Source organism: Pseudoxanthomonas mexicana (assembly GCF_010093385.1).
In the GTDB taxonomy this organism is placed as follows: Bacteria; Pseudomonadota; Gammaproteobacteria; order Xanthomonadales; family Xanthomonadaceae; genus Pseudoxanthomonas_A; species Pseudoxanthomonas_A mexicana.
The window spans coordinates 42,299-65,441 of the sequence record NZ_PDWV01000001.1 but is presented as its reverse complement, the minus strand read 5'-3'; the positions used below and the strand labels follow the sequence as shown (position 1 = coordinate 65,441).

Annotated in this window: 16 protein-coding genes and 3 pseudogenes; 8 read left to right on the top strand and 11 right to left on the bottom strand. The window is 70.0% G+C overall.

The window, feature by feature from the left end; genetic code table 11:
* Positions 1-26 precede the first annotated feature (26 nt).
* Genes leuC through leuB form a run of 3 tightly spaced genes read left to right on the top strand, consistent with a single transcriptional unit; the run spans position 27 to position 3,107 of the window.
* Positions 27-1,448, top strand: coding sequence for a 3-isopropylmalate dehydratase large subunit (leuC, locus tag CSC76_RS00280; RefSeq protein ID WP_162108064.1), 1,422 nt, complete (start codon positions 27-29; stop codon positions 1,446-1,448).
* The gene (gene leuD / locus CSC76_RS00275) at positions 1,448-2,029 is read left to right on the top strand and encodes a 3-isopropylmalate dehydratase small subunit (protein WP_162108063.1); all 582 of its coding nucleotides are present in this window, start codon (positions 1,448-1,450) and stop codon (positions 2,027-2,029) included. The genes leuC and leuD overlap by 1 nt, the downstream gene beginning before the upstream one ends.
* Positions 2,019-3,107: a 3-isopropylmalate dehydrogenase gene (gene leuB, locus CSC76_RS00270; protein ID WP_162108062.1), complete on the top strand. Its 1,089-nt coding sequence runs from the start codon at positions 2,019-2,021 to the stop codon at positions 3,105-3,107. Before leuD ends, leuB begins: the two co-directional genes overlap by 11 nt.
* Positions 3,108-3,129: 22 nt before the next feature.
* Here the strand turns inward: leuB and CSC76_RS00265 are convergent, their stop codons facing one another.
* The 3 genes and pseudogenes from CSC76_RS00265 to CSC76_RS00255 all read right to left on the bottom strand — a co-directional run bounded on the left by CSC76_RS00265 (position 3,130) and on the right by CSC76_RS00255 (position 10,490).
* Complete coding sequence (locus CSC76_RS00265; protein WP_162108061.1) at positions 3,130-6,096, bottom strand: ligand-binding sensor domain-containing diguanylate cyclase; 2,967 nt, start codon at positions 6,094-6,096, stop codon at positions 3,130-3,132.
* Between the two features lie 84 nt (positions 6,097-6,180).
* Positions 6,181-9,346, bottom strand: a pseudogene (locus CSC76_RS00260) (efflux RND transporter permease subunit).
* A 4-nt stretch (positions 9,347-9,350) separates the two neighbouring features.
* A complete protein-coding gene (locus CSC76_RS00255; protein WP_162108060.1) occupies positions 9,351-10,490 on the bottom strand; it encodes an efflux RND transporter periplasmic adaptor subunit in 1,140 nt (379 codons plus the stop codon).
* Positions 10,491-10,569: 79 nt separating this feature from the next.
* Here CSC76_RS00255 and CSC76_RS00250 point away from each other — a divergent pair, with 79 nt between their 5' ends.
* The 3 genes from CSC76_RS00250 (at position 10,570) to CSC76_RS00240 (ending at position 13,413) form a co-directional block, all read left to right on the top strand.
* On the top strand, positions 10,570-11,241 hold the full coding sequence (locus tag CSC76_RS00250) for a TetR/AcrR family transcriptional regulator (RefSeq protein WP_162108059.1): 672 nt from the start codon (positions 10,570-10,572) through the stop codon (positions 11,239-11,241).
* Positions 11,242-11,388: 147 nt separating this feature from the next.
* Positions 11,389-12,045 (top strand): protein-L-isoaspartate O-methyltransferase family protein, encoded by a 657-nt coding sequence (locus CSC76_RS00245; protein ID WP_162108058.1) that lies wholly within the window; start codon positions 11,389-11,391, stop codon positions 12,043-12,045.
* A gap of 21 nt (positions 12,046-12,066) precedes the next feature.
* Positions 12,067-13,413 carry a TolC family outer membrane protein gene (locus tag CSC76_RS00240; protein ID WP_162108057.1) on the top strand — a complete coding sequence of 449 codons (1,347 nt, stop codon included), beginning with the start codon at positions 12,067-12,069 and terminating at the stop codon, positions 13,411-13,413.
* A 176-nt stretch (positions 13,414-13,589) separates the two neighbouring features.
* Here the strand turns inward: CSC76_RS00240 and CSC76_RS18935 are convergent.
* Together CSC76_RS18935 and waaA are read right to left on the bottom strand one after the other, a co-directional pair.
* A pseudogene (locus CSC76_RS18935) lies at positions 13,590-14,810 on the bottom strand (CaiB/BaiF CoA transferase family protein).
* On the bottom strand, positions 14,807-16,108 hold the full coding sequence (gene waaA, locus CSC76_RS00230) for a lipid IV(A) 3-deoxy-D-manno-octulosonic acid transferase (RefSeq protein WP_162108056.1): 1,302 nt from the start codon (positions 16,106-16,108) through the stop codon (positions 14,807-14,809). The pseudogene CSC76_RS18935 and the gene waaA overlap by 4 nt, the downstream one beginning before the upstream one ends.
* Positions 16,109-16,147: 39 nt before the next feature.
* Here waaA and lpxL point away from each other — a divergent pair, with 39 nt between their 5' ends.
* Entirely contained in the window at positions 16,148-17,080 is a 933-nt protein-coding gene (gene lpxL, locus CSC76_RS00225; RefSeq protein WP_162108055.1) for an LpxL/LpxP family Kdo(2)-lipid IV(A) lauroyl/palmitoleoyl acyltransferase, read from the top strand.
* Here the strand turns inward: lpxL and CSC76_RS00220 are convergent.
* From CSC76_RS00220 to CSC76_RS00195, 6 genes and pseudogenes are all read right to left on the bottom strand, one after another.
* A complete protein-coding gene (locus CSC76_RS00220) occupies positions 17,071-17,976 on the bottom strand; it encodes a lysophospholipid acyltransferase family protein (protein ID WP_162108054.1) in 906 nt (301 codons plus the stop codon). The two genes, lpxL and CSC76_RS00220, sit on opposite strands and share 10 nt — an antisense overlap.
* Positions 17,966-19,287, bottom strand: a pseudogene (locus tag CSC76_RS00215) (O-antigen ligase family protein). The gene CSC76_RS00220 and the pseudogene CSC76_RS00215 overlap by 11 nt, the downstream one beginning before the upstream one ends.
* On the bottom strand, positions 19,259-20,398 hold the full coding sequence (locus CSC76_RS00210; RefSeq protein ID WP_162108053.1) for a glycosyltransferase: 1,140 nt from the start codon (positions 20,396-20,398) through the stop codon (positions 19,259-19,261). The pseudogene CSC76_RS00215 and the gene CSC76_RS00210 overlap by 29 nt, the downstream one beginning before the upstream one ends.
* Positions 20,399-20,434: 36 nt before the next feature.
* Positions 20,435-20,632, bottom strand: coding sequence for a zinc-finger domain-containing protein (locus tag CSC76_RS00205; protein WP_162108052.1), 198 nt, complete (start codon positions 20,630-20,632; stop codon positions 20,435-20,437).
* 157 nt (positions 20,633-20,789) lie between these two features.
* A complete protein-coding gene (locus CSC76_RS00200; protein WP_162108051.1) occupies positions 20,790-21,368 on the bottom strand; it encodes a YceI family protein in 579 nt (192 codons plus the stop codon).
* Positions 21,369-21,393: 25 nt separating this feature from the next.
* On the bottom strand, positions 21,394-21,981 hold the full coding sequence (locus tag CSC76_RS00195) for a malonic semialdehyde reductase (protein WP_162108050.1): 588 nt from the start codon (positions 21,979-21,981) through the stop codon (positions 21,394-21,396).
* Between the two features lie 120 nt (positions 21,982-22,101).
* Between CSC76_RS00195 and CSC76_RS00190 the strand changes: the two genes are divergently transcribed.
* A complete protein-coding gene (locus CSC76_RS00190; RefSeq protein ID WP_238394816.1) occupies positions 22,102-23,079 on the top strand; it encodes a mitochondrial fission ELM1 family protein in 978 nt (325 codons plus the stop codon).
* Positions 23,080-23,143: the final 64 nt, after the last annotated feature.

The window sequence follows — 23,143 nt, the reverse complement described above, 5'->3', positions numbered from 1 at the left end:
CTCCAACGCATCACCGGAACCCCCGCATGACCGCACCACGCACCCTGTTCGACAAGCTGTGGGACGTCCACGTCGTAGTCCCCGAGACCGACGCCGCCCCCGCCGTGCTGTACATCGACCTGCACCTGATCCACGAGGTCACCTCGCCGCAGGCCTTCACCGAGCTGAAGGCACGCGGCCTGTCGCCGCGCCGTCCGGACCGCACCAAGGCGACGATGGACCATTCCACGCCCACGTTGCCCGCCGGCGCCGACGGCAAGCTGCCGTACTACACGAAGGCGGCCGAGACGCAGGTGGACACGCTGGCGCGCAACTGCGCCGACTACGGCATCGAGCTGTTCGACATGGCGTCGCCCAACCGCGGCATCGTCCATGTGATCGCGCCGGAGCAGGGCTTCCCCCTGCCGGGCATGACCATCGTCTGCGGCGACAGCCACACCAGCACGCACGGTGCGTTCGGTGCGCTGGCCTTCGGCATCGGCACCAGCGAAGTCGGCCATGTGCTGGCCACGCAGTGCCTGCTGCAGCGCCGGCCGAAGACGATGGCCATCACCGTGGATGGCGCGCTCGCCCCCGGCGTGGGCGCCAAGGACATCGTGCTGCACGCGATCGGCGTGATCGGCGTCAATGGCGGTACCGGCCATGTCATCGAGTTCCGCGGCAGCGCCATCGAGGCGCTGGACATGGAGCAGCGCATGACCCTGTGCAACATGTCCATCGAAGCCGGCGCGCGCGCCGGCATGGTGGCCCCGGACCAGACCACGTTCGACTGGGTGGCGAAGACGCCACGCGGCCCGAAGGGCGAGGCGTTCGACGCGGCCGTCGCCTACTGGAAGACGCTGCGCAGCGACGACGGCGCCGCGTTCGACGCCGAAGTGCGCATCGATGCCGCCGACATCCGCCCCACCCTGACCTGGGGCACGCATCCGGGCACCGCGATCGCGGTGGATGCGCCGATTCCGGCGCCCGCCAATGCCGCCGACCAGAAGGGACTGGATTACATGCGTCTGAGCGCCGGCCAGGCGGTGGCGGGCACGCCGGTGGACGTGGTGTTCGTCGGCTCGTGCACCAACGGCCGCCTGCGCGACATGCGCGAAGTGGCGCAGGTGCTGCGTGGCCGCAGGGTCGCCGCGGGCGTACGCATGCTGGTGGTGCCGGGTTCGGAGATCGTCAAGCGCGAAGCCGAGGCCGAAGGCATCGACCGCATCGTGCGCGAGGCCGGCGCCGAATGGCGCGAACCCGGCTGTTCGATGTGCATCGCCATGAACGGCGACCTGGTCGCGCCCGGCCAGCTGGCCGTGAGCACCAGCAACCGCAATTTCGAAGGCCGCCAGGGGCCCGGTGCCCGCACCCTGCTGGCATCGCCGCTGACGGCGGCGTGGGCCGCGGTGAACGGTCGCGTCAGCGATCCGCGCGAGCTGTTCGACGCGCAGAAGGAGGTGGCGTGATGGCCGGCTTCCGCGAACTGCGCTCCAAGAGCGTGGTGTTGGCGCAGACCAACATCGACACCGACCAGATCATCCCCGCGCGCTTTCTCTCCACGACCGAGCGCGCAGGCCTGGGCAAGAACGCCTTCAACGACTGGCGCTGGCAGGCCGATGGTTCGCCGAACCCGGCGTTCCCCTTCAACCAGCCCGAGAACCAGGGTCGCCGCATCCTGCTGGCCGGACGCAACTTCGGCTGCGGCTCCTCGCGCGAGCATGCCCCTTGGGCGCTGACCGATCTGGGCCTGCGCGCCATCGTCAGCAGCGAGATCGCCGACATCTTCCGCAACAACAGCCTGAAGAACGGCCTGCTGCCCATCGTGCTGCCGGAGGAGATCGTGCAGTCGCTGATGGAGCGGCCCGACGACGAGCTGACCATCGACGTCGCCGCGCGCGAACTGCGCGCACCCGACGGTTCCGTCTTCGGCTTCCCGCTGGACGCCTTCGCGCAGACCTGCCTGCTGGAGGGCGTGGACGAACTGGGCTACCTGCTGGCCCGCCACACCGACATCGAAACCTACGAGGCCACCCACCATGCACGCTGACATCGCCGTACTGCCCGGGGACGGCATCGGTCCCGAAGTCACCGCCGCCGCCGTCACCGTCCTGCGTACGCTGGCGCGCCGCCACGGGCACAGCTTCGACTTCCACGAATACGACATCGGCGGCATCGCCATCGACCGCCACGGCGAACCGCTGCCGCAGGCGACGCTGCAGGGCTGCCAGCAGGCGCACGCCGTGCTGCTGGGCGCGGTCGGCGGACCGAAGTGGTCGGATCCGAACGCGACCGTGCGCCCCGAGCAGGGCCTGCTGGCACTGCGCAAGGGCCTGGGCCTGTTCGCCAACCTGCGCCCGGTGCGTCCGCACCCGGCAGCGCTGAGCGCCTCGCCCATCAAGCCGCACCTGCTGACCGGCGTGGACATCGTGGTGGTGCGCGAGCTGACGGGCGGCATCTATTTCGGCGAGAAGACCCGCGATGCGCGCGGCGCCAGCGACCTGTGCCGCTATTCGGTCACCGAGATCGAGCGCGTGGTGCGCAGCGCGTTCAGGCTGGCCCGCCAGCGCCGCAGCTACCTGGTGTCGGTGGACAAGGCGAACGTGCTGGAAACCTCACGCCTGTGGCGCGATGTCGCCTCCAGGATCGGACGCGAAGAGTTCCCCGACGTGAAGCTGGAGCACCAGTTGGTCGATTCGATGGCCATGCACCTGCTGGCCAAGCCGCGGGAGTACGACGTGATCGTCACTGAGAACATGTTCGGCGACATCCTCACTGACGAGGCCTCGATGCTGGCCGGCTCGCTGGGCCTGCTGCCGTCCGCTTCGCTGGGCGATGGCAAGGTCGGGCTGTACGAACCCATCCACGGCTCCGCGCCGGACATCGCCGGCAAGGGCATCGCCAACCCCTACGCCACCATCCTCAGCTGCGCGCTGCTGCTACGCCACTCGCTGGGCCTGCACGAAGAAGCCGACTGCATCGAACGCGCGGTGGACGCCGCACTGAATGCGCAGGTGTTCACCAACGACCTGGCGACCGGCGGCCGCGGCGTGTCCACGCAGGTCGCGGCGCAGGCGGTGATCGAACAGATGCAGGCGCACTGCTACGTGGCCGAACTGCGCGACTGATCGCCCGCCGCAGGGGGCCCGCTCAGTTCGACACCAGCCGGTTGCGTCCCTGCTGCTTGGCGCGGTACAGGCGCTCGTCGGCCTCGCGCAACAGGTCGCGCAGCGCCTGGCCCGGCTGCAGATCCGCCATGCCGATGCTGACGGTGCAGTGCAGCTGGCTGCCATCGGGCGCGTCGATGGCCGTCTGTGCGATGCCCTGGCGCAGCACTTCCAGTCGCGCACGCGCAACCGTCCATGGCAGTTGCTGGCAGACCAGGAATTCCTCGCCGCCGTAGCGCGCGATCAGCACCCCGTCGTGGCCACCGGCCAGCCGTTCGGCCACGGCCGCCACCTGCGACAGGACCTCGTCGCCGAAGGCATGGCCGTAGCGGTCGTTGACCGACTTGAAATGGTCGATGTCCAGCAGCGCCACGCACAGCGGACGGCCCTCGCGGAGGCTGGCCTCACGCGCTTCGGCCAGGAACGCATCGCCGGCACGGCGGTTCGCCAGGCGGGTGAGCGGATCGTGGCGGGCCTGGTAGGCCAGCTGTTCCAGCAGGCGCGCGTGCGCCTCGCCCGCCTGCTCCAGTTGCGCGTTCTTCTCGCTGAGCTCGGACGTGCGGGCGTCCACCAGCGCTTCCAGCCGTCGCTGGCGCTGGCGCTGGCGGCGCATGAGCAGCGTCAATACGCCCCATCCCGCCAGTCCGAGCAACAACAGATATGCAGCCATCGCCCAGGCGCGCATCCACCACGGTGCGGCCTTGTCGAAGGCCACCGTCTGCGTTGCCACGCCCTCCTTGCGCGCCCAGTCCGCGGGTGCGTTCATCGCCTGCACCTCGAAGCGCAGCTGGCCCGAGGGCAGGTTGGTGTACACCGCGTCGTGGGCGATGCCGTTGTCGGTCTCGATCCAGTCGTGGTCGAAGCCGACCATGCGGTAGCGGTAGCGCAGGCGCTCGGGGGCGCGCTGGTTGAGGCCGGTGAACCGGATGACCACGCGCCGCGTGTCGGCCGGCAGTGCGTGGTACGACTGCAGGGGCAGCACGCGGCCATCGGCCTCGACGGCCTCGACCACCAGCGTGATCCCCTTGGCGCGCTGGCGGCGGGCGTCGTCAGGATCGATCACGCCCACACCGTTGGCGGTGGCGAACCACAGCTTGCCGTCACGCATGCGCCAGCCGGCCGGCGCGCTGGCCCCGTTGGCCTGGCTGCTGGGCAGGCCGTCGGCGTGGGTGAAAGCCTCCACCGGCAGCCGCGCCAGGTGGCCATTCTCCACCGCGGTCAGCGCCGGTCGTGAGATGCGGAACACGCCGCGGTTGCTGGACGCCCAGAAGTCGCCGTTCTCGTCTTCCAGCAGCCGGAACAGGCGGTTGTTCGGCAGACCCTGACGGTGGTCGAACTGCACGAAGCGGCCATCGCGCCAGTGCAGCAGGCCGCGGTCGGTGGCGATCCACAGGCTGCTGTCCGGATCGGACAGGAAATCGAACGCCGCGACCGCCGGGAACCCCGTCTTCGGCTTCCACGTCCGCACGGTCCCGTCCGGGCGCATCACCGCCATGCCATTGCTGGTGCCGATCCACAGTTCGCCGATGCCGCTTTCGTGGAGCACGTACACGTTGCCGTCCGGCAATGCCTCGCCCGCGGCGTAATGGCGTGCGATGCGGCCATCCCGATAGACGGTGACGCCTTCGTTGCTGCCGATCCACAGGGAACCGTCCGCACGTTCAAGCAAAGCCCGCACATGGTTGGAGGGCAGGCCGCGCGCCTCGTCGATGCGCCAGGGAACGCCCTGCGCCGTGCCGGACGCCGCCGGCAGGTGGATCACGCCCTGGTCGTACGTCCCCACCCACAGCCCGCCGTCGCGCGCATTGGCGAGCGACAGCACCGAGGGGTCGGCCTTGCCATCGAACGCCAGCGATACCGCCCTGGCCATTCCGCCATCCCAGACATCGACCCCCATGGGATGGCCGATCCAGACACCCTGCCCGGGCCGTTCGATGATGCTGCGCACGTAGATGTCGCGCAGGCCGCTGCTGCGGCCCAGCCCGAAGACAGGACCGTCCGACAGCCGGAACAGGCCGTTGGTGGTGCCCACCCACAGCAGGCCGTCGCGGTCCTCGAACAGCGCCGGCGCCAGGCGCCCCATCAGACCATTGCGCTCACCCAGCGTCTCGTAGCGCCCCTGGACGTACCGGCGCAGGCCATCGAGGGTGGAGATCCACAGGTTGCCGTTGCGGTCTTCCAGCATGGCCTCGGCGCGTTCGGCGGTGATCTGCCGGGCGCGCCCATGCTCCAGCCGCCATACACCGGCGCTGCCACCCACCAGCACACCGCCCCAGCGCGAGGCCTGGATCGCCAGCACGGCCGTGTCGGGCAGGCCCTGCGCGCGTCCCCAGTCCTGCACGCGGCCGCCCGCGACCCGGAACAGGCCATGCCGGTTGCCCACCAGGGCCTGCCCGTCCGGCAGCGGGAGGATGGCCTGCACGCGTTCGTTCGCCAGCCCCGCATGCATGCCGCCGACGTCGCGCAGCCGGCCATCGCGCTGCAGGCTGAAGAGCGAGTGGTCCGTGCCGATCCACAACGTGCCATCCGGCCCGAACCTCAGCACGGACACGTCCGGCAACGCACCCGCCTCTCCGGGCAGGCGTTCCCAGCGACCTTCATGGACACGCACCAGCCCCGGCCCGATGCGGCCCAGGCTCAGCACCATGCCGCCGCGCGGGTCAGGCACGATGGCGCGCACGCCCTCCACTTCCAGCCCCTGCACGGTGCCGGCGTCGTACGGTGTGAAGCGGCGGCCATCGAAACGCGCAGCGCCTTCCCAGGTCCCCGCCCACAGGTAGCCCTCGGCGTCCTGGCTGATCGTATGCACCAGGTTGTGCGGCAGACCGTCTTCCATCGTCCAGTGCGCGAGCGTGTACTCGTCCACCCTTCGCCCAGGATCGAGCGCCCACGCGGGCATCGCGGCGAGCAGCGCCAGCAGGCAAAGGCCGGGGATCGACAGGCGGCGCACGGGGGAACGGAGTCCGGAGGGCTTCAACCCTCCCAGTATCGGCTGCGGCGGGGGGCTTCTTTAATCCCCCCCCGCGGATCGGGACTAGCCCCGGGGCCCCGTGTCCCGCTCGGGCCCGACCTTGAACCCCGCCGCATACAGCGCCGGCAGGAAGAACAGGGTCAACACCGTGGCCACGGTCAGGCCGCCCATGATGGCGACGGCCATGGGCCCGAAGAACGCGCTGCGCGACAGCGGGATCATCGCCAGCACCGCGGCGAGCGCCGTCAGCACGATGGGACGGAACCGGCGTACGGTCGCATCGATGATGGCGTGCCAGCGATCGTGGCCGGCCTGGATGTCCTGGTCGATCTGGTCCACCAGGATCACCGAATTGCGCATGATCATGCCGGCCAGCGCAATGGTGCCCAGCATGGCGACGAAGCCGAACGGCACCCGGAACACCAGCAGCGCCAGCGTCACCCCGATCAGGCCCAGCGGCGCGGTCAGCAGCACCAGCGCCATCCGCGAGAAGCTGCGCAGCTGCAGCATCAGCAGCGTGGTCACGGCCAGCAGGAACAGCGGCATGCCGGCGGCGATGGACTTCTGACCGCGCGCCGAATCCTCCACGGTGCCGCCCGTCTCCAGCAGGTATCCCTGCGGCAGCGCGGAGCGGATCTCCTCCAGCGTGGGCAGGATCTGCGCCACCACCGTCGGCGCGGTCACGTCGTCGCTGTTGAGGTCGGCGCGTACCGTCACCGTCGGCAGGCGGTCGCGATGCCAGATGATGCCGTCCTCGAAGGCGTACTCCAGGTCCGCGATCTGCGACAGCGGCACGCTGCCGCCGTTGCTGGTGGGTACCGCCAGGCTGCCCAGCAGGTCCAGTCGCGTGCGTTCCTCTTCAGGTCCGCGCAGCAGGATCTCGACCAGCTCGTTGCCCTCGCGGTAGGTGCTGACGCTCAGGCCGGACAGCGAGCCGGACAGGAAGTGCGACACCTGCGCCGTGCTGACGCCGAGCGCGCGCGCGCGATCCTGGTCGATCTGCAGGCGCACGATCTTGCTGGGCTCGCTCCAGTCCAGGTTGACGTTGGCGACGTGCGGATTGGCGCGCACCTTCTCCGCCATCTGCCGCGCGATCGCCTGGACGCGGTCGGTATGCTCGCCGGACACGCGGAACTGCAGCGGATAGCCGACCGGCGGCCCGTTCTCCAGCCGGGTCACGCGGAACTGCAGTTCGGGAAACTGCGGCGCGACCTCCTCGATCAGCCAGCGGCGGGTGGCCTCGCGCGCCCGGGTATCGTCGGTCAGCACCACGAACTGCGAGAAGTGCGCCTGCGGCAGCTGCTGATCCAGCGGCAGGTAGAACCGCGGCGAGCCGGTGCCGATGTAGGCCACGTAGTTCTGGATGCCTTCGCGCGTGGCCAGCAGCTTCTCAAGCTTGCGTGCCTGCGCATCGGTGGACTTCAGCGAACTGCCTTCGGCCAGCTCCAGGTCCACCATCAGCTCGGGGCGCACCGAGTCCGGGAAGAACTGCTGCGGCACGAAGCGGAACAGCGCGATCGAAGCGATGAAGGCCGCCGCAGTCACGCCGATCACCAGCCAGCGACGCCGCAGGCAGAATGCCAGCCAGCGACGGAAGCGGTTGTAGAACGGCGTGTGGTAGGGATTGTGGTCGTGCGCGTCGTGCGCCTTCGGCGCGAGCATGCCGGCGTACTGCGGCCAACGATCCGCCAGCCGGGCGCGGACACCCTGCCAGCGCGCGGCGAGCGATCCCGCTTTCGGCGGTTGCGGGTTACCCAGATCGGGCAGCATCTTGTCGCCCAGGTCCGGAATGAACAGCACCGCCGCGATCCACGACACCACTAGCGCGATGGTCACCACCTGGAACAGCGAACGCGTGTACTCGCCGGTGCTGGAGGCCGCGGTCGCGATCGGCAGGAAGCCCGCCGCCGTCACCAGCGTGCCGGTGAGCATGGGGAACGCCGTCGATTCGTAGGCGAAACTGGCCGCCTTCAGCCGGTCGAAGCCCTGCTCCATCTTGATGGCCATCATCTCCACCGCGATGATCGCGTCGTCGACCAGCAGGCCCAGCGCCAGCACCAGCGCACCCAGCGATATCTTGTGCAGGCCGATGCCGAAGTAGTGCATCACCGCGAACGTCATCGCCAGTACCAGCGGGATCGACACCGCCACCACCAGTCCCGTGCGCAGGCCCAGCGAGAAGAAGCTGACCAGCAGCACGATGACCACGGCTTCGGCCAGCACGCGCACGAACTCGCCCACCGACGCCTCCACCGCCGCCGGCTGGTCGGATACCTTGCGCAGCTCCATGCCGAGCGGCAGCGTCTTCTGCAGCCGGTGGAACTCCGCCTCCAGCGTCGAGCCCAGCTTGAGGATATCGCCGCCGTCCTTCATCGCCACCGCGATGCCGATGCCGGGCTGGCCCATGAAGCGCATGCGCGGCGCGGCCGGATCGGCAAACCCGCGCTTGATCTGCGCGATGTCGCCCAGCTTGACCGTGCGCCCGCCGGCACGGATCGGGAACTCGCGGATCTCGTCCACAGAGGTGAACTCGCCGCTAACCCGCAGCTGCACGCGGTCGCTGGCGGTCTCGAAGAATCCGGCCGGCGTCACCGCGTTCTGCTCTTCCAGCGCCTGCTGCACGGCAGCCGAGCGTGGCCAGCTTGGTGTTGGACAGCTCGATCCAGACCTTCTCGTCCTGCAGGCCGACCAGTTCCACCTTGCCGACATCGTCCACCCGCTGCAGTTCCAGCTGGATGCGGTCGGCGTAGTCCTTCATCACCGCGTAGTCGAAGCCTTCGCCGGTCAGCGCGTAGATGTTGCCGAACGTGTCGCCGAACTCGTCGTTGAAGAACGGACCGACCACGCCGGCCGGCAGAGTCGCCCGGATGTCGCCGACCTTCTTGCGCACCTGGTACCAGAGCTGCGGCATGTCGCGCGAGCGCAGGCTGTCGCGCGCGGCGAAGATCACCTGCGACTCGCCCGGCCGCGAGTACGAGCGGATGTATTCGTAGTTGCCGGTGGTCATCACCGCCTTCTCGATCCGCTCGGTGACCTGCTGCGCGACCTCGTCGGCCGTCGCCCCCGGCCACACCGTCCGCACCACCATCGCCTTGAAGGTGAAGGGCGGATCCTCGGACTGGCCCAGATGCCGGTACGACCATGCGCCGATGATGCCCAGCAGGATCATCGCGAACAGCACCAGGCTGCGGTTGGTCAGCGCCCACTCGGAGAGGTTGAAGCGGCGCATGCCGTTACTCCGCCCGCGAGGCGATGTTGGCCGCGCCACCGCCGGCCGCGGGCTTCAGCGGCCGGTTGTTGCGGTCCACCGGCGCCACGACCTGGCCCTCGCGCAGCAGGTGGCCGCCGGCGGCGACCACCCAGTCGCTGGCCTTCAGGCCAGCGAGTACGGGCACCGAGGATTCGCCATAGCGGCCCAGCTGCACGGACTGGGCGCGCACCTTGCCGGTGGCCGGATCGACGATCCAGACGGAGGTCTTGCCATCCTCGCCGCGCTGCACGGCGGACAATGGCAGCTTGAGGGCCGCCTTGGTTCCGTTTTCCTGCACGTAGACGCGTGCGCTCTGGCCCAGCTCGACCTGTTGCTGCGCCTCGCCGACCAGGCTGACGCGCGCGGCATAGGTGCGCGTCTGCGCGTCGGCCGCCGGCGCGATTTCCCGGATCGTGCCGGGCAGGCGCTGCCCCGGCGCGTTCCACAGCTCGATCATCACCGGCTGGCCCACGCTGAATTCGCGGATGCGGTTTTCCGGCAGGCCGATGGCCACTTCGCGGCCACCATCGGCGGCCAGGGTGAAGATGGTCTGGCCGGCGGCGACCACCTGCCCCGCTTCGGCCTGGCGACTGGCGATCACGCCGTCGCGCGGCGCGCGCAGCTGCGAATAGCCTTCCTGGTTGCGCATCACGTCCATCTGCGCGCGCGCGGCGCGCGCCTGGCCTTCGGCCGCCTTGTAGGCGGCGATCTGCGCGTCGTAGGCGGACTGGCTGATCAGTTGGTCGCCGACCAGCTTGGCGTAGCGGTCGCGGTCGCCGCGCGCGCGGGCCAGGTCGGCTTCGGCCGCGGCCAACTGGGCCTGCGCGGCCTGCGCCTGCAGCGCGAAGTCGCCCGAGTCCAGCAGCGCCAGTACCTCGCCCTTCTGCACGCGGGCACCGGCGTCCACGTTGCGGCGGATCAGGTTGCCGCCCACGCGGAACGACAGCGGGCTCTCCTCGCGGGCGCGCACCTCGCCCGCGTACGCCGACAACGCGGCGTCCGCGCCACCGCCGGGCTGGACCACCAGGGCCGGCCGCGGCGATTCGGCAGGCTTGTCCGCACTGCAGGCGGCCAGGCCGGCCATCAGGACGACGAACACTCCGTTCCAGCGCGTCTGGCGCATGACAGCTCCCGTTGCGGCATCAATTAATGGACTTGGCGGTATAGTATAAATATCGAACCGGGTAGTCTAGTATTACGCCATGGCCAGTCCGCCTCCCTCTCCATCCCGTCGCAAGTCCCCCCCCAAGCCCACCGCCAGCGGCCCCGGCCGGCCCAAGGACCTGGGCAAGCGTGCCGCCATCCTGGAGGCCGCCAAGCAGCTGTTCGCCCGCGAGGGCTTCAACGGCGTCAGCATGGACCAGATCGCCGCCGAGGCGGGGGTGTCCAAGCTGACGGTCTACAGCCACTTCGGCGACAAGGACGCGCTGTTCGCGGCGGCCGTGCAGGCCAAGTGTGCGGAAATGCTGCCCGATGCCCTGTTCGAGATCGAACTGACCGGCAGCGTGCGCGACCAGCTCAAGGCGATCGGCGAGGCCTTCTTCGCACTGATCACCAGCGAGGAAGCCATCAGCACGCACCGCATGATGATGGTGCCGGGCAACATCGACGACAGGCTGAAGCAGACCTTCTGGGAAGCCGGCCCGCAGCGCACCCACGATGCGTTCGCGGCGCTGCTGCAGGCCCTGGTGGCCAAGGGCGAACTGGACGTGCCCGACGTAGCCATCGCCTCGGTGCAGTTCTTCACCCTGATCAAGGGCGAAGTGCATGCGCGCATGACCTGCGGCCTGTGCAGCCAGCCCGGTCCGCTCGACCGGCGTCGCCACATCGACGCCACGGTGGACATGTTCCTGAGGGCGTATGGCCGCCGCTGAAACTGAAGCGTGTCCCCGGGCGACGGAGGTCGCGGTGACTTCCGGCACTGCGCCTGTCGGCGGGGCTGCCCCGATCCTTGCCCAGCGCGGAGGCAGCCGGCCCGGTAAAATGCCCGGCCCAGCCCTCCGCGTCGGATGACCACCCCCATGACGATCAACTACACCCAGGCCCGCGAAAACATGGTCGAGCAGCAGGTACGTCCCTGGGACGTGCTGGATGCGCGCGTGCTGGAGACGCTGGCTACCTTGCCGCGCGAAACCTTCGTAGCCGAGACGCACCGTGCCCTGGCATACGCGGACCTGGAGCTGCCGCTGGGCCATGGCCAGTCGATGATGAACCCCGTCGTCGAGGGCCGCACCCTGCAGGCGCTGAAGCCGCAGGCCGGCGAGGATGTGCTGGAGATCGGCACCGGCAGCGGCTACCTGACCGCCTGCCTGGGCAACCTGGCGCGCGAGGTGGTCAGCCTGGAGATCCATCCCGAACTTGCCGCCGCCGCGCGCGCGCGTCTGGACGCGACCGGACTTGGCAGCAACATCCGCATCGAGACCGCCGACGCGCTGGCCTGGGATACCGACCGCCGCTTCGACGTGGTGTGCGTGACCGGCGCCGTCGCCGTCGTGCCGGCCCGCTTCCTGCAATGGCTGCGTCCCGGTGGCCGCCTGTTCGTGGTGCGCGGCGTTTCCCCCGTGATGGAAGCCGTGCTGCACGTCAACGATGTCAACGGTCCGCGCATCGAATCGTTGTTCGAGACCGACCTCCCCTACCTGGTCGGCGCCGCGCCGGCGCCCCAGTTCGTCTTCTGAAGATTCAAAAAAGGAACCCGCATGAGCCGTCGCCCCCTCGCACTTGCGCTCGCCCTGGCCCTGCCGTCCGCGGCCAATGCCACCGACCTGATGCAGACCTATGAGCTGGCGCGCGCCGGCGACACCACCTTGTCCATCGCCGAATCCACCCGGCTGATCGACAAGGAAGGCGCCGTGCAGGCCCGCGCCGCGCTGCTGCCGCAGATCACCGGCAGCGTCGGTTACGACCTGGAGCACAACAGCCGGCCGGGCGACCCGCTTGGCGACGGCAAGAGCCGCAGCTACGGCGCCAGGGTCAGCCAGACGATCTTCGACTGGAGCCGCATCGCCAACCTGCGCGGCCAGAAGGCGCTCAGCCAGGCGGCCGACTACGACCTGGCCTCGGCGAACAACGACCTGATCACCCGGACCTCGGCCGCCTACTTCAACGTGCTGATCGGCATCGAGTCGCTGGCCGCGGCCGAGACCAACGAGGCGGCGTCCAAGAAGCAGTTCGACTACGCGCAGAAGCGCCTGGACGTGGGCCTGGCCCCGATCACCGACGTGCACGAAGCCCGTGCGCAGTACGACAGCGCGCGTGCCAACACCATCCTGGCCCGCAATGCGCTGGACGACAGCTACCGCGCGCTGGCCGAGCTCACCGGCCAGCCCATCAGCGGCCTGAAGGGCCTGCCGGACGACTTCCGCCCGGAACTGCCGCCGGAGCAGAACGCGCAGGCGTGGGTGGACCGCGCGCTGGAGCAGAACCCGGACCTGAAGGCCGCCCAGTACACGCTGGAATCGGCGCAGCATGGCGTGTCCAGCGCGCGCGCCGGCCACTATCCCACGCTCGACTTCAGCGGCGGCTACTCCAACGGCACCAGCTGGGACAGCGTGCCCGGTACGCTGTCGCGCGATGGCGAGGGCTACAACTGGGGCGTGACGCTGACCGTGCCGATCTTCTCCGGTGGCGCCACCCAGTCGGGCCTGCGCCAGGCGCTGGCCCAGCGCGACCGCGCCTCGGACGGTCTGGAACAGACGCGCCGCGCGCTGATCCGCAACACCAGCAATGCCTACCAGGCGCTGGTGGCCGGCGTCAGCGAAGTGGAAGCCCGCCGCCTGGCCGTGGTCTCCGCGCAGAGCGCGCTGGACGCCTCGCAGGTCGGCCTGGAAGTGGGTACCCGCACCGTGCTGGACGTGCTGCAGAACCAGCGCACGCTGTTCCAGGCGCAGGTCGAGTACGCCCAGGCCCGCTACAACTTCCTGCAGAACCGCCTGGTGCTGGAACAGGCCGCGGGCACGCTGGACGGCACCGACGTGCAGGACATCAACCGCCTGCTGACCGCCGACGCCGAGTCGCGCCTGTCGTCGCAGCCGGTTTCGCAGTAACTCTCGCGCATCACGCGCGATCCCGACGGCGGGCTTCGGCCCGCCGTTGTCGTGTCTGGACTCGGGTGTCCTGTAGGAGCGACGTGAGTCGCGACCGCACGCCCGAACGATATCGGATATCTGGCTGGAGACAGAAGGTTTCCGGTCGCGACTCACGTCGCTCCTACCGTCAGGACTCAGATCGCGCCGCGCGCACGCAGCACCGCGATTTCGTCATCCCCGTATCCCGCTTCACGCAGTACCTCATCGGTGTGCTCGCCCAGCAGCGGCGGCGCGCTTGGCGGTTGCACCGGTGTTACCGACAGCTTGATCGGACTACCCACCAGCGGCAACGCGCCGGCATGCGGATGGGGAGCGTCGACGACCATGCCGCGCGCCCGCACCTGCGGATCGGCGAATACCTCGGCCAGATCGTTGACCGGCCCGCACGGAATGCCCGCTGCCTCCAGCGAGGCCAGGCACGCATGCCGGTCGCGCGCGCGGAACGCCTGTTGCAGGACCGGGATCAACGCATCGCGATGACGCACGCGTCCCGCATTCGTCGCAAAGCGCGCGTCCTGCCCGAGCGCTGCGAGACCGAGCAGTTCGCACAGCCGGGCGAACTGCCGGTCGTTGCCGACCGCGACGATGATATGGCCGTCGGCGACCGCGAAGACCTGGTACGGCACGATGTTGGCGTGCGCGTTGCCCTGGCGCGCAGGGACTTCGCCACCCACCAGTTAATGGCTGCCCAGATTGGCCAGCATCGCGACCTGCGCATCCAGCAGCGCCATGTCGATCACCTGCCCTTCGCCGGTCGCATCGCGATGGCGCAGCGCGGCGAGGATCGCCACGGTGGCGTACATGCCGGTGAACAGGTCGGCTACCGCCACGCCGACTTTCTGCGGCTCGCCGTCGGCGGCCCCGGTGACGCTCATCAATCCACCCAGCCCCTGCACCGCGAAGTCGTAGCCGGCGCGCTGCGCATACGGGCCGTCCTGGCCGAAGCCGGTGATCGAGCAGTACACCAGCCGCGGATGGGCGGCCCGCAGCGTGGCGGCGTCCAGGCCATGGCGGGCCATGTCGCCGACCTTGAAATTCTCCACCAGCACGTCGCTCCGCATCGCAAGCCGCCGGATGACGGCCTGGCCCTCGGCGCTGGAGAGATCCACCGTCAGCGAGCGCTTGTTGCGGTTTGCGCACAGGTAATACGCGGATTCCGGGGTTTCGTTGCCCTCGCCATCCTTCAGGAAGGGCGGCCCCCAGCCCCGCGTATCGTCGCCGCTGCCCGGACGTTCCACCTTGATCACGTCCGCGCCCAGGTCGGCGAGCACCTGCGTGCACCACGGACCGGCCAGCACGCGCGTCAGGTCCAGCACACGCACGCCGGCCAGCGACTGCGGTACCCCCGCGCTCATGCCACCGGCGCCGGCAGGTGCGGTGCGATCATCGCCAGGGTGCGGGCCAGCGCGCCACGCCCGTGCTCGACCAGCGCGCGGCCGCGGTCGGCCATCTGCTGCCGGCGCGCATCGTCGGCCAGCAGGGTCTCGATCGCATCGCCCACACCCGCCGCGTCGGGTGCGATCACCAGCGCATCGGCCTCCTTCAGGCGGCGGGATATCTCGCTGAAGTTGTGCAGATGCGGGCCCGTGACCGCAGGCGTCCCCACTGCGGCCGGCTCCAGCATGTTGTGGCCGCCGATCGCCTGCAGGCTGCCACCGACGAAGGCCACGTCCGCGCAGGCGTAGAACGCCATCAGTTCGCCCAGGGTATCGAGCACGAACACGTCGTCGCCCGCGGAAGGCCAGCGATCGGCGCGCCGCGTGCCGACCGTCCAGCCTGTCTCGCGCGCGGCAGCCGCCGCACGCGGGAACCGTTCCGGGTGCCGCGGCGCCCACAGCAGCAGCAGGTCGGGCCAGCGGCGGCGCAGACGCGCGTGCAGGGCCAGCACCGGCGCTTCTTCGTCCTCATGCGTGCTGGCGGCGATCCACACGCGCCGGCCACCGCTCAGATGCTGGCGGAACCCGTCCACCACCTCGCGTACGTTGTCCGGCACCGGGATGTCGAACTTGAGGTTGCCGACATCGCGCACCTGGGTGGGCAGCGCGCCGAGCTGCACGAAGCGGGCGGCGTCGTCGCCGGACTGCGCCGCGACCTTGCGCACGGTGCGCAGGGTGCGCGCGATCAGCGGGCGCAGCACGCTGTAGCCCCGCAGCGAGCGCGCCGACAGCCGCGCATTGAGGATGTAGACCGGCACCTTGCGGTCGTGGCAGCCGAACAGCAGGCTGGGCCACAACTCGGTCTCCATGATCAGCGCCAAGCGCGGCGGGTAGTGGCTGAGGAAGCGCGCCACCGCGCCGGGCAGGTCGTAGGGCGAATACACGTGCAGCACGCGCTCGCCCCACAGCGCCTGGACGCGCTGCGATCCGGTCGGCGTGATGGTGGTGACGAGCACGCGCAGGCCGCGATGCCGCTTCAACAGCGCATCGACCACCGGTGCGGCCGCATTGACTTCGCCCACCGACACCGCATGCAGCCAGACATCCACCGCGCCGCCGGGCGTGCCGTAGCTGCCGTAGCGCTCGTTCCAGCGCTGGAAGTATTCCGGATAGCGGAAACCGCGCCAGATCAGGTGGTAGACGGTGATCGGCGTCAGTACGTAAAGCACCGCCGAATACAGGGCGCGCAGCAGGCGTTCGGCGGTGCGGTCGGACATGGGCCACAAGGATAACCGGGGGCGCCGCTACAATGGGCCATGGCCGAACCCGAGAAGCGATCCTCCGACGCCGGCGAGCGCCCGCCCATGGCACCGCGGCAATGGCCCGCGTGGCTGGGCATCGGTCTGGCATGGCTGGCCGCCCGCATCCCGTGGCGCCTGCAGCGCCCGCTGGGCCGCGCCATCGGCGCCCTGCTGTACCGGCTGCTGCGCGACCGCCGACACGTGGCCCGGCGCAACATCGCCTTGTGCTTCCCGGAGCTGGACGCGTCGCGCCAGGAGGCGCTGGCGCGCGCCAACTTCGGCGAACTGGGCATCGGCCTGTTCGAGTTCGCACGCGCCTGGTGGGGCAGCGTCGCGCCGATGCGCGGCGGCGTCCGGGTGGAGGGACTGGAACACCTGAAGGCGGCGCAGGCCGGCGGGCGCGGCGTGATCGTCGTGTCGGGCCACTTCACCACGCTGGAGATCTCGGCCCGCCTGATGTGCGACTACGCACCGCTGGCCGGCATGTACCGCCCGCACGACCAGGGCGCGATGGAGTGGGCGGTGAAACGCGGCCGCCTGCGCTACGCCAGCGCCATGTTCACCCGCGACGAGCTGCGCCCGGCGCTGAAGCACCTCAAGCAGGGCGGGCTGCTGTGGTTCGCGCCCGATCAGGACACACGCCGCGGCGAAAGCGTGTTCGTGCCGTTCTTCGGCCATCCCGCCTACAGCCTGACCTCCACCCACCAGCTGGCGCGCCTGTCCGGCGCGGCGGTGATCGCGTTTTCGCACGTGCGGCGCGTGGATGGCGGCTACACGCTGAAGCTGTCGCCTGCGTTCGAGGACTTCCCCTCGAACGACGCCACCGCGGACACCGCGCGCGTGATCGCCGCGATCGAAGCCATGGTGCGCGAAGCGCCCACGCAGTACCTCTGGATCCATCGCCGCTTCAAGCGGCAGCCGGACGGGCGCGGCGAGCTCTACCGGTAGAGGTCCGGCTCGCCCGGCGGCCGCGTCTTGAAGCGCCGGTGCACCCACAGGTACTGCTCGGGATGCTGGCGCACCACTGCCTCGAGCTCGGCCATGTAGCGCGCGGCATCCTGCGCGGGATCGCCGCTGGGCCAGCCGTCCCAGGTGGGTTCCACGCGCAGCCGGTACCGTCCGGACGCGTCGCGATGGAACCAGAACGGCAGCACCGCGGCGTTGCTGCGCCGTGCCAGGTCGGGCGTGGCCGTCAGCGTGGCGGCGGGGGTGCCGAAAAACGGCACGAAGGCGTTCTGGTAGTTGAAATCCTGGGCGGCGGAGTACGCCACGATGCCGCCGCGCGAGAGCGTGCGCAGCAGCCCGCGCACGTCCTTCTTGCCGATCACGTCGGCGAACGCGCGACGCCGCGCGCCGTCCAGCCAGCGCTCGATGCAGGGATCGTTGTTGTGGCGCGCCACGATGGCCAGGCGCTCGCCCAGTGCTTCGCCCAGCAGGCGCGCACACAGTTCCGAGTGCGGGAAGTGGCCGCCGAACAGCAATACGCCCTGACCGCGCGCGCGCGCGGCACGCAGGTGTTCCAGGCCTTCCACCTCGGCCAGTCCCCGCAGGCGGTGCGGCGAAGCGAACCAGCCGCGCACGAGCTCCAGCAGGCCCGTCACCGTCGCCCGCAGGTTGGCGCGCAGCAGCCGCGCCTGCGCCGTGGGGTCCAGTTCGGGAAAGCACAGGGCGATGTTGGTGGCCGCATAGCGACGCCGCTTGCCCAGCGCCGGCCACAGCAGCCACGTCGCCATCGCGCCCAGCGCCAGCAGCATGCGCTGCGGCAGGGCCGCAATCACGATCCCCAGCAGGTTCGCGGGCGCGACGAACGCGCAGCGCGGGACACGCCGCGGCTCAGTCGTCATCGCGCGCCAGCAGGCTGCCGGCGTACAGCGCCGCCAGCATCAGCGTCAGCCCGCCCCAGAACGTGGAGTAGAACGCCAGGTGGGTGTTGAACGGGAAGACGGTCACCGCCAGCGCCAGCATCGCCGGCCGCGCACGTCCCTTCGCCTGCGGTGCGGCATAACGCCATGCGCGCCATGCCAGCGCGGCGCCTGCCAGCCAGAGCAGCAGGCCGATGATGCCGGTCTCGCTGAGCACCTCCAGTACCAGCTGGTGTGCGTGCAACGCCGGTCCCTGGCCCCAGGCCGGGCGCGACCCCGGGCTGGCATCGCAGTCCGGGTATGCCTGGCGGAAGCCACGCGCGCCGACGCCGTTGACCGGATGCTCCGCGATCATGCAACCGGCGGCGGACCAGATCTGCGCGCGGCCGGACAACGCGGTGTCCACGCCTGCTTCGTCGGCGGTGAGCACATGCGTGGTCAACAGGAGCGCTCGCGCACCTGCGTGGAGGCGACGGCGAGTACGCCCAGCACCACGAGACCGAAGCCGAACACGCCCAGGAGCCGCTTCCAGCCCAGCAGCTTCCAGCCGGAGAAGACCAGCACCAGCGCATAGGTGATCCACGCGGCGCGCGCACCGGCCAGGAGAACCACCACGCCGATCGCCGCAGACGCCAACAGCCATCCGGCCACTCGCAGGCGCGCGGCTGCGGCAAACAGCAGGAAGGGCGACAGGCTGGCCATCACCACGCCGAGCTTGCGGTTGCACGGGCCGAGAAAGCCGCTCAATCGGTCGATGCCGGCAATCTGCTCGACCGTGCACATCGGCCGCCCGCTGATGAGCTGCTTCAGCTGGTCCAGGCCCCAGAACAGCGGGCTGGTGCCGGACACCACCTGCGCCAGCGCATCCAGGGTCCAGATGCCCACGATCACGGCCAGGCCATTGAACGTAACGCGCCGCGCCTGCGCATTGGCAACCGATGCCGCGACCAGCCACAGGAATGGCAGGTAGCGAAGATCCACCGCCGCCTCGCGCAGCGCGCGCCCCGCATCGACGGCATCGACGGCCGAGATGGCTTGCGGCAGCCAGTAGGCGGCGAACAGCGCGCTGGTCAGCGCCCAGGCCGCGCCACTCAGCAACCGCGTGCCTCCGCGGAAACGGTCCAGCAGCAGGCGCACGATGGCGGCCAGCGCACCCAGCACCATCACGGCCTCGGCATAGCCCGGTGCCGGCCACAGCGCGACGAACGTCAACACCCATGCGGGCGCCCAGCGCCATCCGTGGGTGCGTCGCTGGCCTTGCGTGTCAGGGAGCGATGGCGTGTCGGCGGTCATCGGCGAGATCGTGGTAAAGGGCGAGCGTGGCGTCCTGCATGGCGCGCAGGGTGTAGGCGTGCATCGTAGCCAATGGCGGCGGCGGATGGGCGAGCATCGTCCGCGTCGTGTCGAACAGGTGGGTTTCGTCGAACGCCGGTACGACACCCTGCGGTTGCAGTTCCGCCAGCAACTCGCCCACGCCGCCATGCGCCCAACCGACCACCGGGCGGCCCACCGACAAGCTTTCGATGACGGTACGCCCGAAGGCTTCAGGCTTGCGCGACAGCTGCAGTACTAGGTCGCTGGCGGCATAGGCGCGCGCGATGCCCGCGGTGGGTGGCGTGATCGCGATCGCATGCGCGCAGCCCGCGCGTCGCGCTTCGGCTTCGAGCTCCAGAACGTATGGCTCGCGCCCCGCTTCGCGCGTACCCGGCATCCACAGGCATGCCTCGATGCCGGCCCCGCGCAGGCGCACGAGCAGGGCGATGGCATCGTGATGGCCCTTCAGGCGCGTGCCGCGCCCGGGCAGCAGCAACAGCGGACCTGCACCGGCGAGCGCGGGATGTTGCCCGGCCGCCCACGCCCGCGCGGCGGGATCGGGCGACGGCGCACGCGGGAACTGCGCCGGATCGATGCCGCGCGGGATCACGACCAGCCTGTCCGGATCCGTGCACGGATAGTGCTGCAGCAGGTAGCGGCGCACGGTGTCCGATACGCAGACCACCCGTTCGCCACGCGTCATCACCGCGCTGTAGCGCCCGGGCGAGTTCAACCCATGCATGGTGGTGACGAAACGCGGGCGCGATGGCGCCGGCATGCCGCGCAGTGCGCTCAGCCCGATCCATGCAGGAAGCCGCGAACGCGCATGCACGATGTCGGTCCCGACGTCGGCCAACAGCCGACGCAGCGCCGGAACGTGGCGCAGCGTCAGCAGCGACTTGCGGCCGATGTCCAGGGTGACGTGTTCTGCGCCCGATGCCTGCAGTGTCGGCACGAGGCGACCGCCGGCCGAGACCACGACGGCGCGATGCCCGGCGCGCACCAGCGCGTCGGCGATCTCGAGAGTGGAGCGTTCGACGCCGCCGGATTCCAGCGCCGGCAGCAGCTGGACGACGGTCAGCCGGCGCATGGTCGATCGTCGATGCGGCGTGACCGCATCCGCCGGTCAGTCGGCCAGGACGAAGTGCGAACCGCAGTAGGGGCACTGCACCTCGCCACCCGGGGCATCCTCGATGGGCAGGTAGACGCGCGGGTGCGAATTCCACAGCGCCATCGACGGCAGCGGGCAGCTCAGCGGCAGGTCCGCGCGGCTCACGGTGTAGCGCTTCTCGGCGTTGGCGGGCGCGGTGGCGGTCTGGCTCATGGCGGTGCAGGCGGTGGTGGAACAAGGTCGCCAGTCTAGCAGCCGGCGCCACCGGCGCCCAACGAACGGGCCGGCAAAAAAACGCCGCCCGGCATCAGCGGGGCGGCGCGTCCTTCTGGCGATGCCGGCGGAGGGAGGCGCGCCGGATCGCAAGGAATCACTTCGCGGCGTCGGCGGTCGCTTCGGTGGTGATCTTCAGCGCCACCTCGTCGCTGACCATCGGGGCGTAGGCGCCCACACCGAAGTCGCTGCGCTTGACGGTGGCGGTGGCGTCGAAGCCGATCGCCGGCACCTTCTTCATCGGATGCTCGCCGGCCTTGTTCAGGGTCACGTCCAGCACCACCGGCCTGGTGACGCCCTTGATGGTCAGATCGCCGGTGACCTTCAGCTTGCCATCGCCCGCGGCCTCGACCCGCGTGCTCTTGAAGGTGGCAGCGGGATACTTGGCGGCGTCGAACCACTTGTCGCTGGTCAGGTGGTCGTAGAACTGGTCGGCCAGCGCGCTCAGGCCGGTCAGCGGCAGGGTGACCTGGACGCTGGAGGCGGAGACCTGGTCGGCGTCATAGACCAGCGTGCCATCGACCTGGCCGAAGTTGATGCTCGGGTTGGAGTAGCCGAAATGGTTCCAGCTGGCCAGCACGTTGGTGTGGCCGGGGTCGAGCTTGTACGTCACCGGCGCGGCGAAGGCGGAGCCGGCGAAGGCGAACAGGGCGGCAGCGATCAGGGTCTTGCGCATGGGGAATCTCCGGGTGGTGGGGATATCAGAGGATGCGTGCGGCTTCGTCGAAGCCCAGTCGCGGGGAACGCGGGAAGATGCTGGCCGGGTCGCCATGGCCCAGGTTGACCAGGATGTCCGACTTGATGGCGGTGCCGGCGAAGAAGGCCTCATCGACCTTGGCGGCGTTGAAGCCGGTCATCGGGCCGGCATCCAGGCCCAGCGCGCGCGCGGCGATGATCAGATAGGCCGCCTGCAGGCTGGCATTGCGCAGCGCGGGCTTGAAGCGGTTCTCGCGCGGGCCGTCGAACCAGGCCTTGGCGTCGGTATGCGGGAACAGGAACGGCAGCTTCTCGTGGAAGTCCTCGTCGCGGCCGATGATCACGGTGACCGGCGCCGCCATCGTCTTGGCGTAGTTGCCCTCGTCCAGCGCCGGACCCAGCTTGGCCTTGGCCTCGGCCGACTTCACGAACACGAAGCGTGCCGGGGTGGTGTTGGCCTGGGTGGGGCCGAACTTCAGCAGGTCGTACAGCTGGCGCAGGGTGTCGTCGCTGACCTCGCCGGTGAAGGCGTTGTAGGTGCGGGCGGTGCGGAACAACTGGTCGAGCGAGGCGGCATCGAGAGCGTGGGACATGGGTTACCTGTCGCAAGGAAGGGAGCCGCTGCAGCGGCGGGGCCGGCGGCGCGAGGGGGCAGTGTAGAGTGTCCTGACTATGGCAACATCCAACCGCCCCGGAACGGATTGTTTTAACCAGTGGAACGAACAAGCCCCGCCCTGGCCGATTCACGCGGCCTCTGTACACTGACCGATGGCCACGCCGGCAACGTACGCCAGGCGCAGTCGTTGGCGCGTGCACTCGGCGGCGAAGCGCGCGAGGCGGTGCTTTCGCCACGCGCGCCGTGGCGCTGGGTCGCGCCCCACCTGCTGCCGGGCGCAACCCATGCTTTCGGTACGGCATTCCACCACCTGCAGATGCAGCCACCCGCGCTGGCGATCGGCTGCGGCCGGCAGGCGGCACTGGCGACGCGCCTGCTGCGCATGCGCGGCAGCCGCGCCATCCAGATCCTCGATCCCAGAATCGATCCGTCGCACTGGGATCTCGTCATCGCACCCGAGCACGATGGCCTCACCGGCCCGAACGTCCTCACCCTGCTGGGCAGCCTGAATCCGGTCGACGACGCCTGGCTCGCGGACGCGCGTGCCGCCTTTCCCTCGTTCGCCGCCCTGCCCTCGCCGCGTACCGCGGTGCTGCTGGGCGGCGACAGCGCGCACTACCGGTTCGATGCCGCGGCCTTGGGGCGACTGGTGACCCTTCTCGACACCGCATCTGCCACGCAGAGCCTGATGGTCACCACGTCGCGGCGCACGCCGCCCGGGGTGGTCGACGCGGTGCGCCAGCGATGGTCGGCACGCGCAAACACCCTGCTCTGGTGCGGCGCCCCCGATGGCCCGAATCCCTATGCGGGCCAGTTGGCCTGGGCCGACCGCATCGTCTGCACGCCGGACTCGGTCAACATGCTGTCTGAGGCCTGCGGTACGCGCGCGCCGGTGCAGGTGTTCGAACCCGAGCGCGTCACCGGACGCCCCCGCCGCTTCATCGATGCGCTGCTGCGGCATGGTCGCGTCCGCGATCTCGCCGACGGGCAGGCACCGTTCGGCGGCGAACCCCTGCGCGAGACCGCGCGCATCGCCGCCGAAGTACGCGCGCGCCTGGACCTTCCTGACCGCTAGCAACGGGCGCCCCCGCAAGGCTGCGAAACGCTCGCTTGTAGGAGCGGGCCATGCCCGCGATGCC

What these genes read in the sequence shown, in the direction of transcription:
- leuC (WP_162108064.1), top strand. Translation starts at nt 27, where the DNA reads ATGACCGCACCACGCACCCTGTTCGACAAGCTGTGGGACGTCCACGTC.
- leuD (WP_162108063.1), top strand. Translation starts at nt 1,448, where the DNA reads ATGGCCGGCTTCCGCGAACTGCGCTCCAAGAGCGTGGTGTTGGCGCAG.
- leuB (WP_162108062.1), top strand. Translation starts at nt 2,019, where the DNA reads ATGCACGCTGACATCGCCGTACTGCCCGGGGACGGCATCGGTCCCGAA.
- CSC76_RS00255 (WP_162108060.1), bottom strand. Translation starts at nt 10,490, where the DNA reads ATGCGCCAGACGCGCTGGAACGGAGTGTTCGTCGTCCTGATGGCCGGC.
- CSC76_RS00250 (WP_162108059.1), top strand. Translation starts at nt 10,570, where the DNA reads ATGGCCAGTCCGCCTCCCTCTCCATCCCGTCGCAAGTCCCCCCCCAAG.
- CSC76_RS00245 (WP_162108058.1), top strand. Translation starts at nt 11,389, where the DNA reads ATGACGATCAACTACACCCAGGCCCGCGAAAACATGGTCGAGCAGCAG.
- CSC76_RS00240 (WP_162108057.1), top strand. Translation starts at nt 12,067, where the DNA reads ATGAGCCGTCGCCCCCTCGCACTTGCGCTCGCCCTGGCCCTGCCGTCC.
- waaA (WP_162108056.1), bottom strand. Translation starts at nt 16,108, where the DNA reads ATGTCCGACCGCACCGCCGAACGCCTGCTGCGCGCCCTGTATTCGGCG.
- lpxL (WP_162108055.1), top strand. Translation starts at nt 16,148, where the DNA reads ATGGCCGAACCCGAGAAGCGATCCTCCGACGCCGGCGAGCGCCCGCCC.
- CSC76_RS00220 (WP_162108054.1), bottom strand. Translation starts at nt 17,976, where the DNA reads ATGACGACTGAGCCGCGGCGTGTCCCGCGCTGCGCGTTCGTCGCGCCC.
- CSC76_RS00210 (WP_162108053.1), bottom strand. Translation starts at nt 20,398, where the DNA reads ATGCGCCGGCTGACCGTCGTCCAGCTGCTGCCGGCGCTGGAATCCGGC.
- CSC76_RS00205 (WP_162108052.1), bottom strand. Translation starts at nt 20,632, where the DNA reads ATGAGCCAGACCGCCACCGCGCCCGCCAACGCCGAGAAGCGCTACACC.
- CSC76_RS00200 (WP_162108051.1), bottom strand. Translation starts at nt 21,368, where the DNA reads ATGCGCAAGACCCTGATCGCTGCCGCCCTGTTCGCCTTCGCCGGCTCC.
- CSC76_RS00195 (WP_162108050.1), bottom strand. Translation starts at nt 21,981, where the DNA reads ATGTCCCACGCTCTCGATGCCGCCTCGCTCGACCAGTTGTTCCGCACC.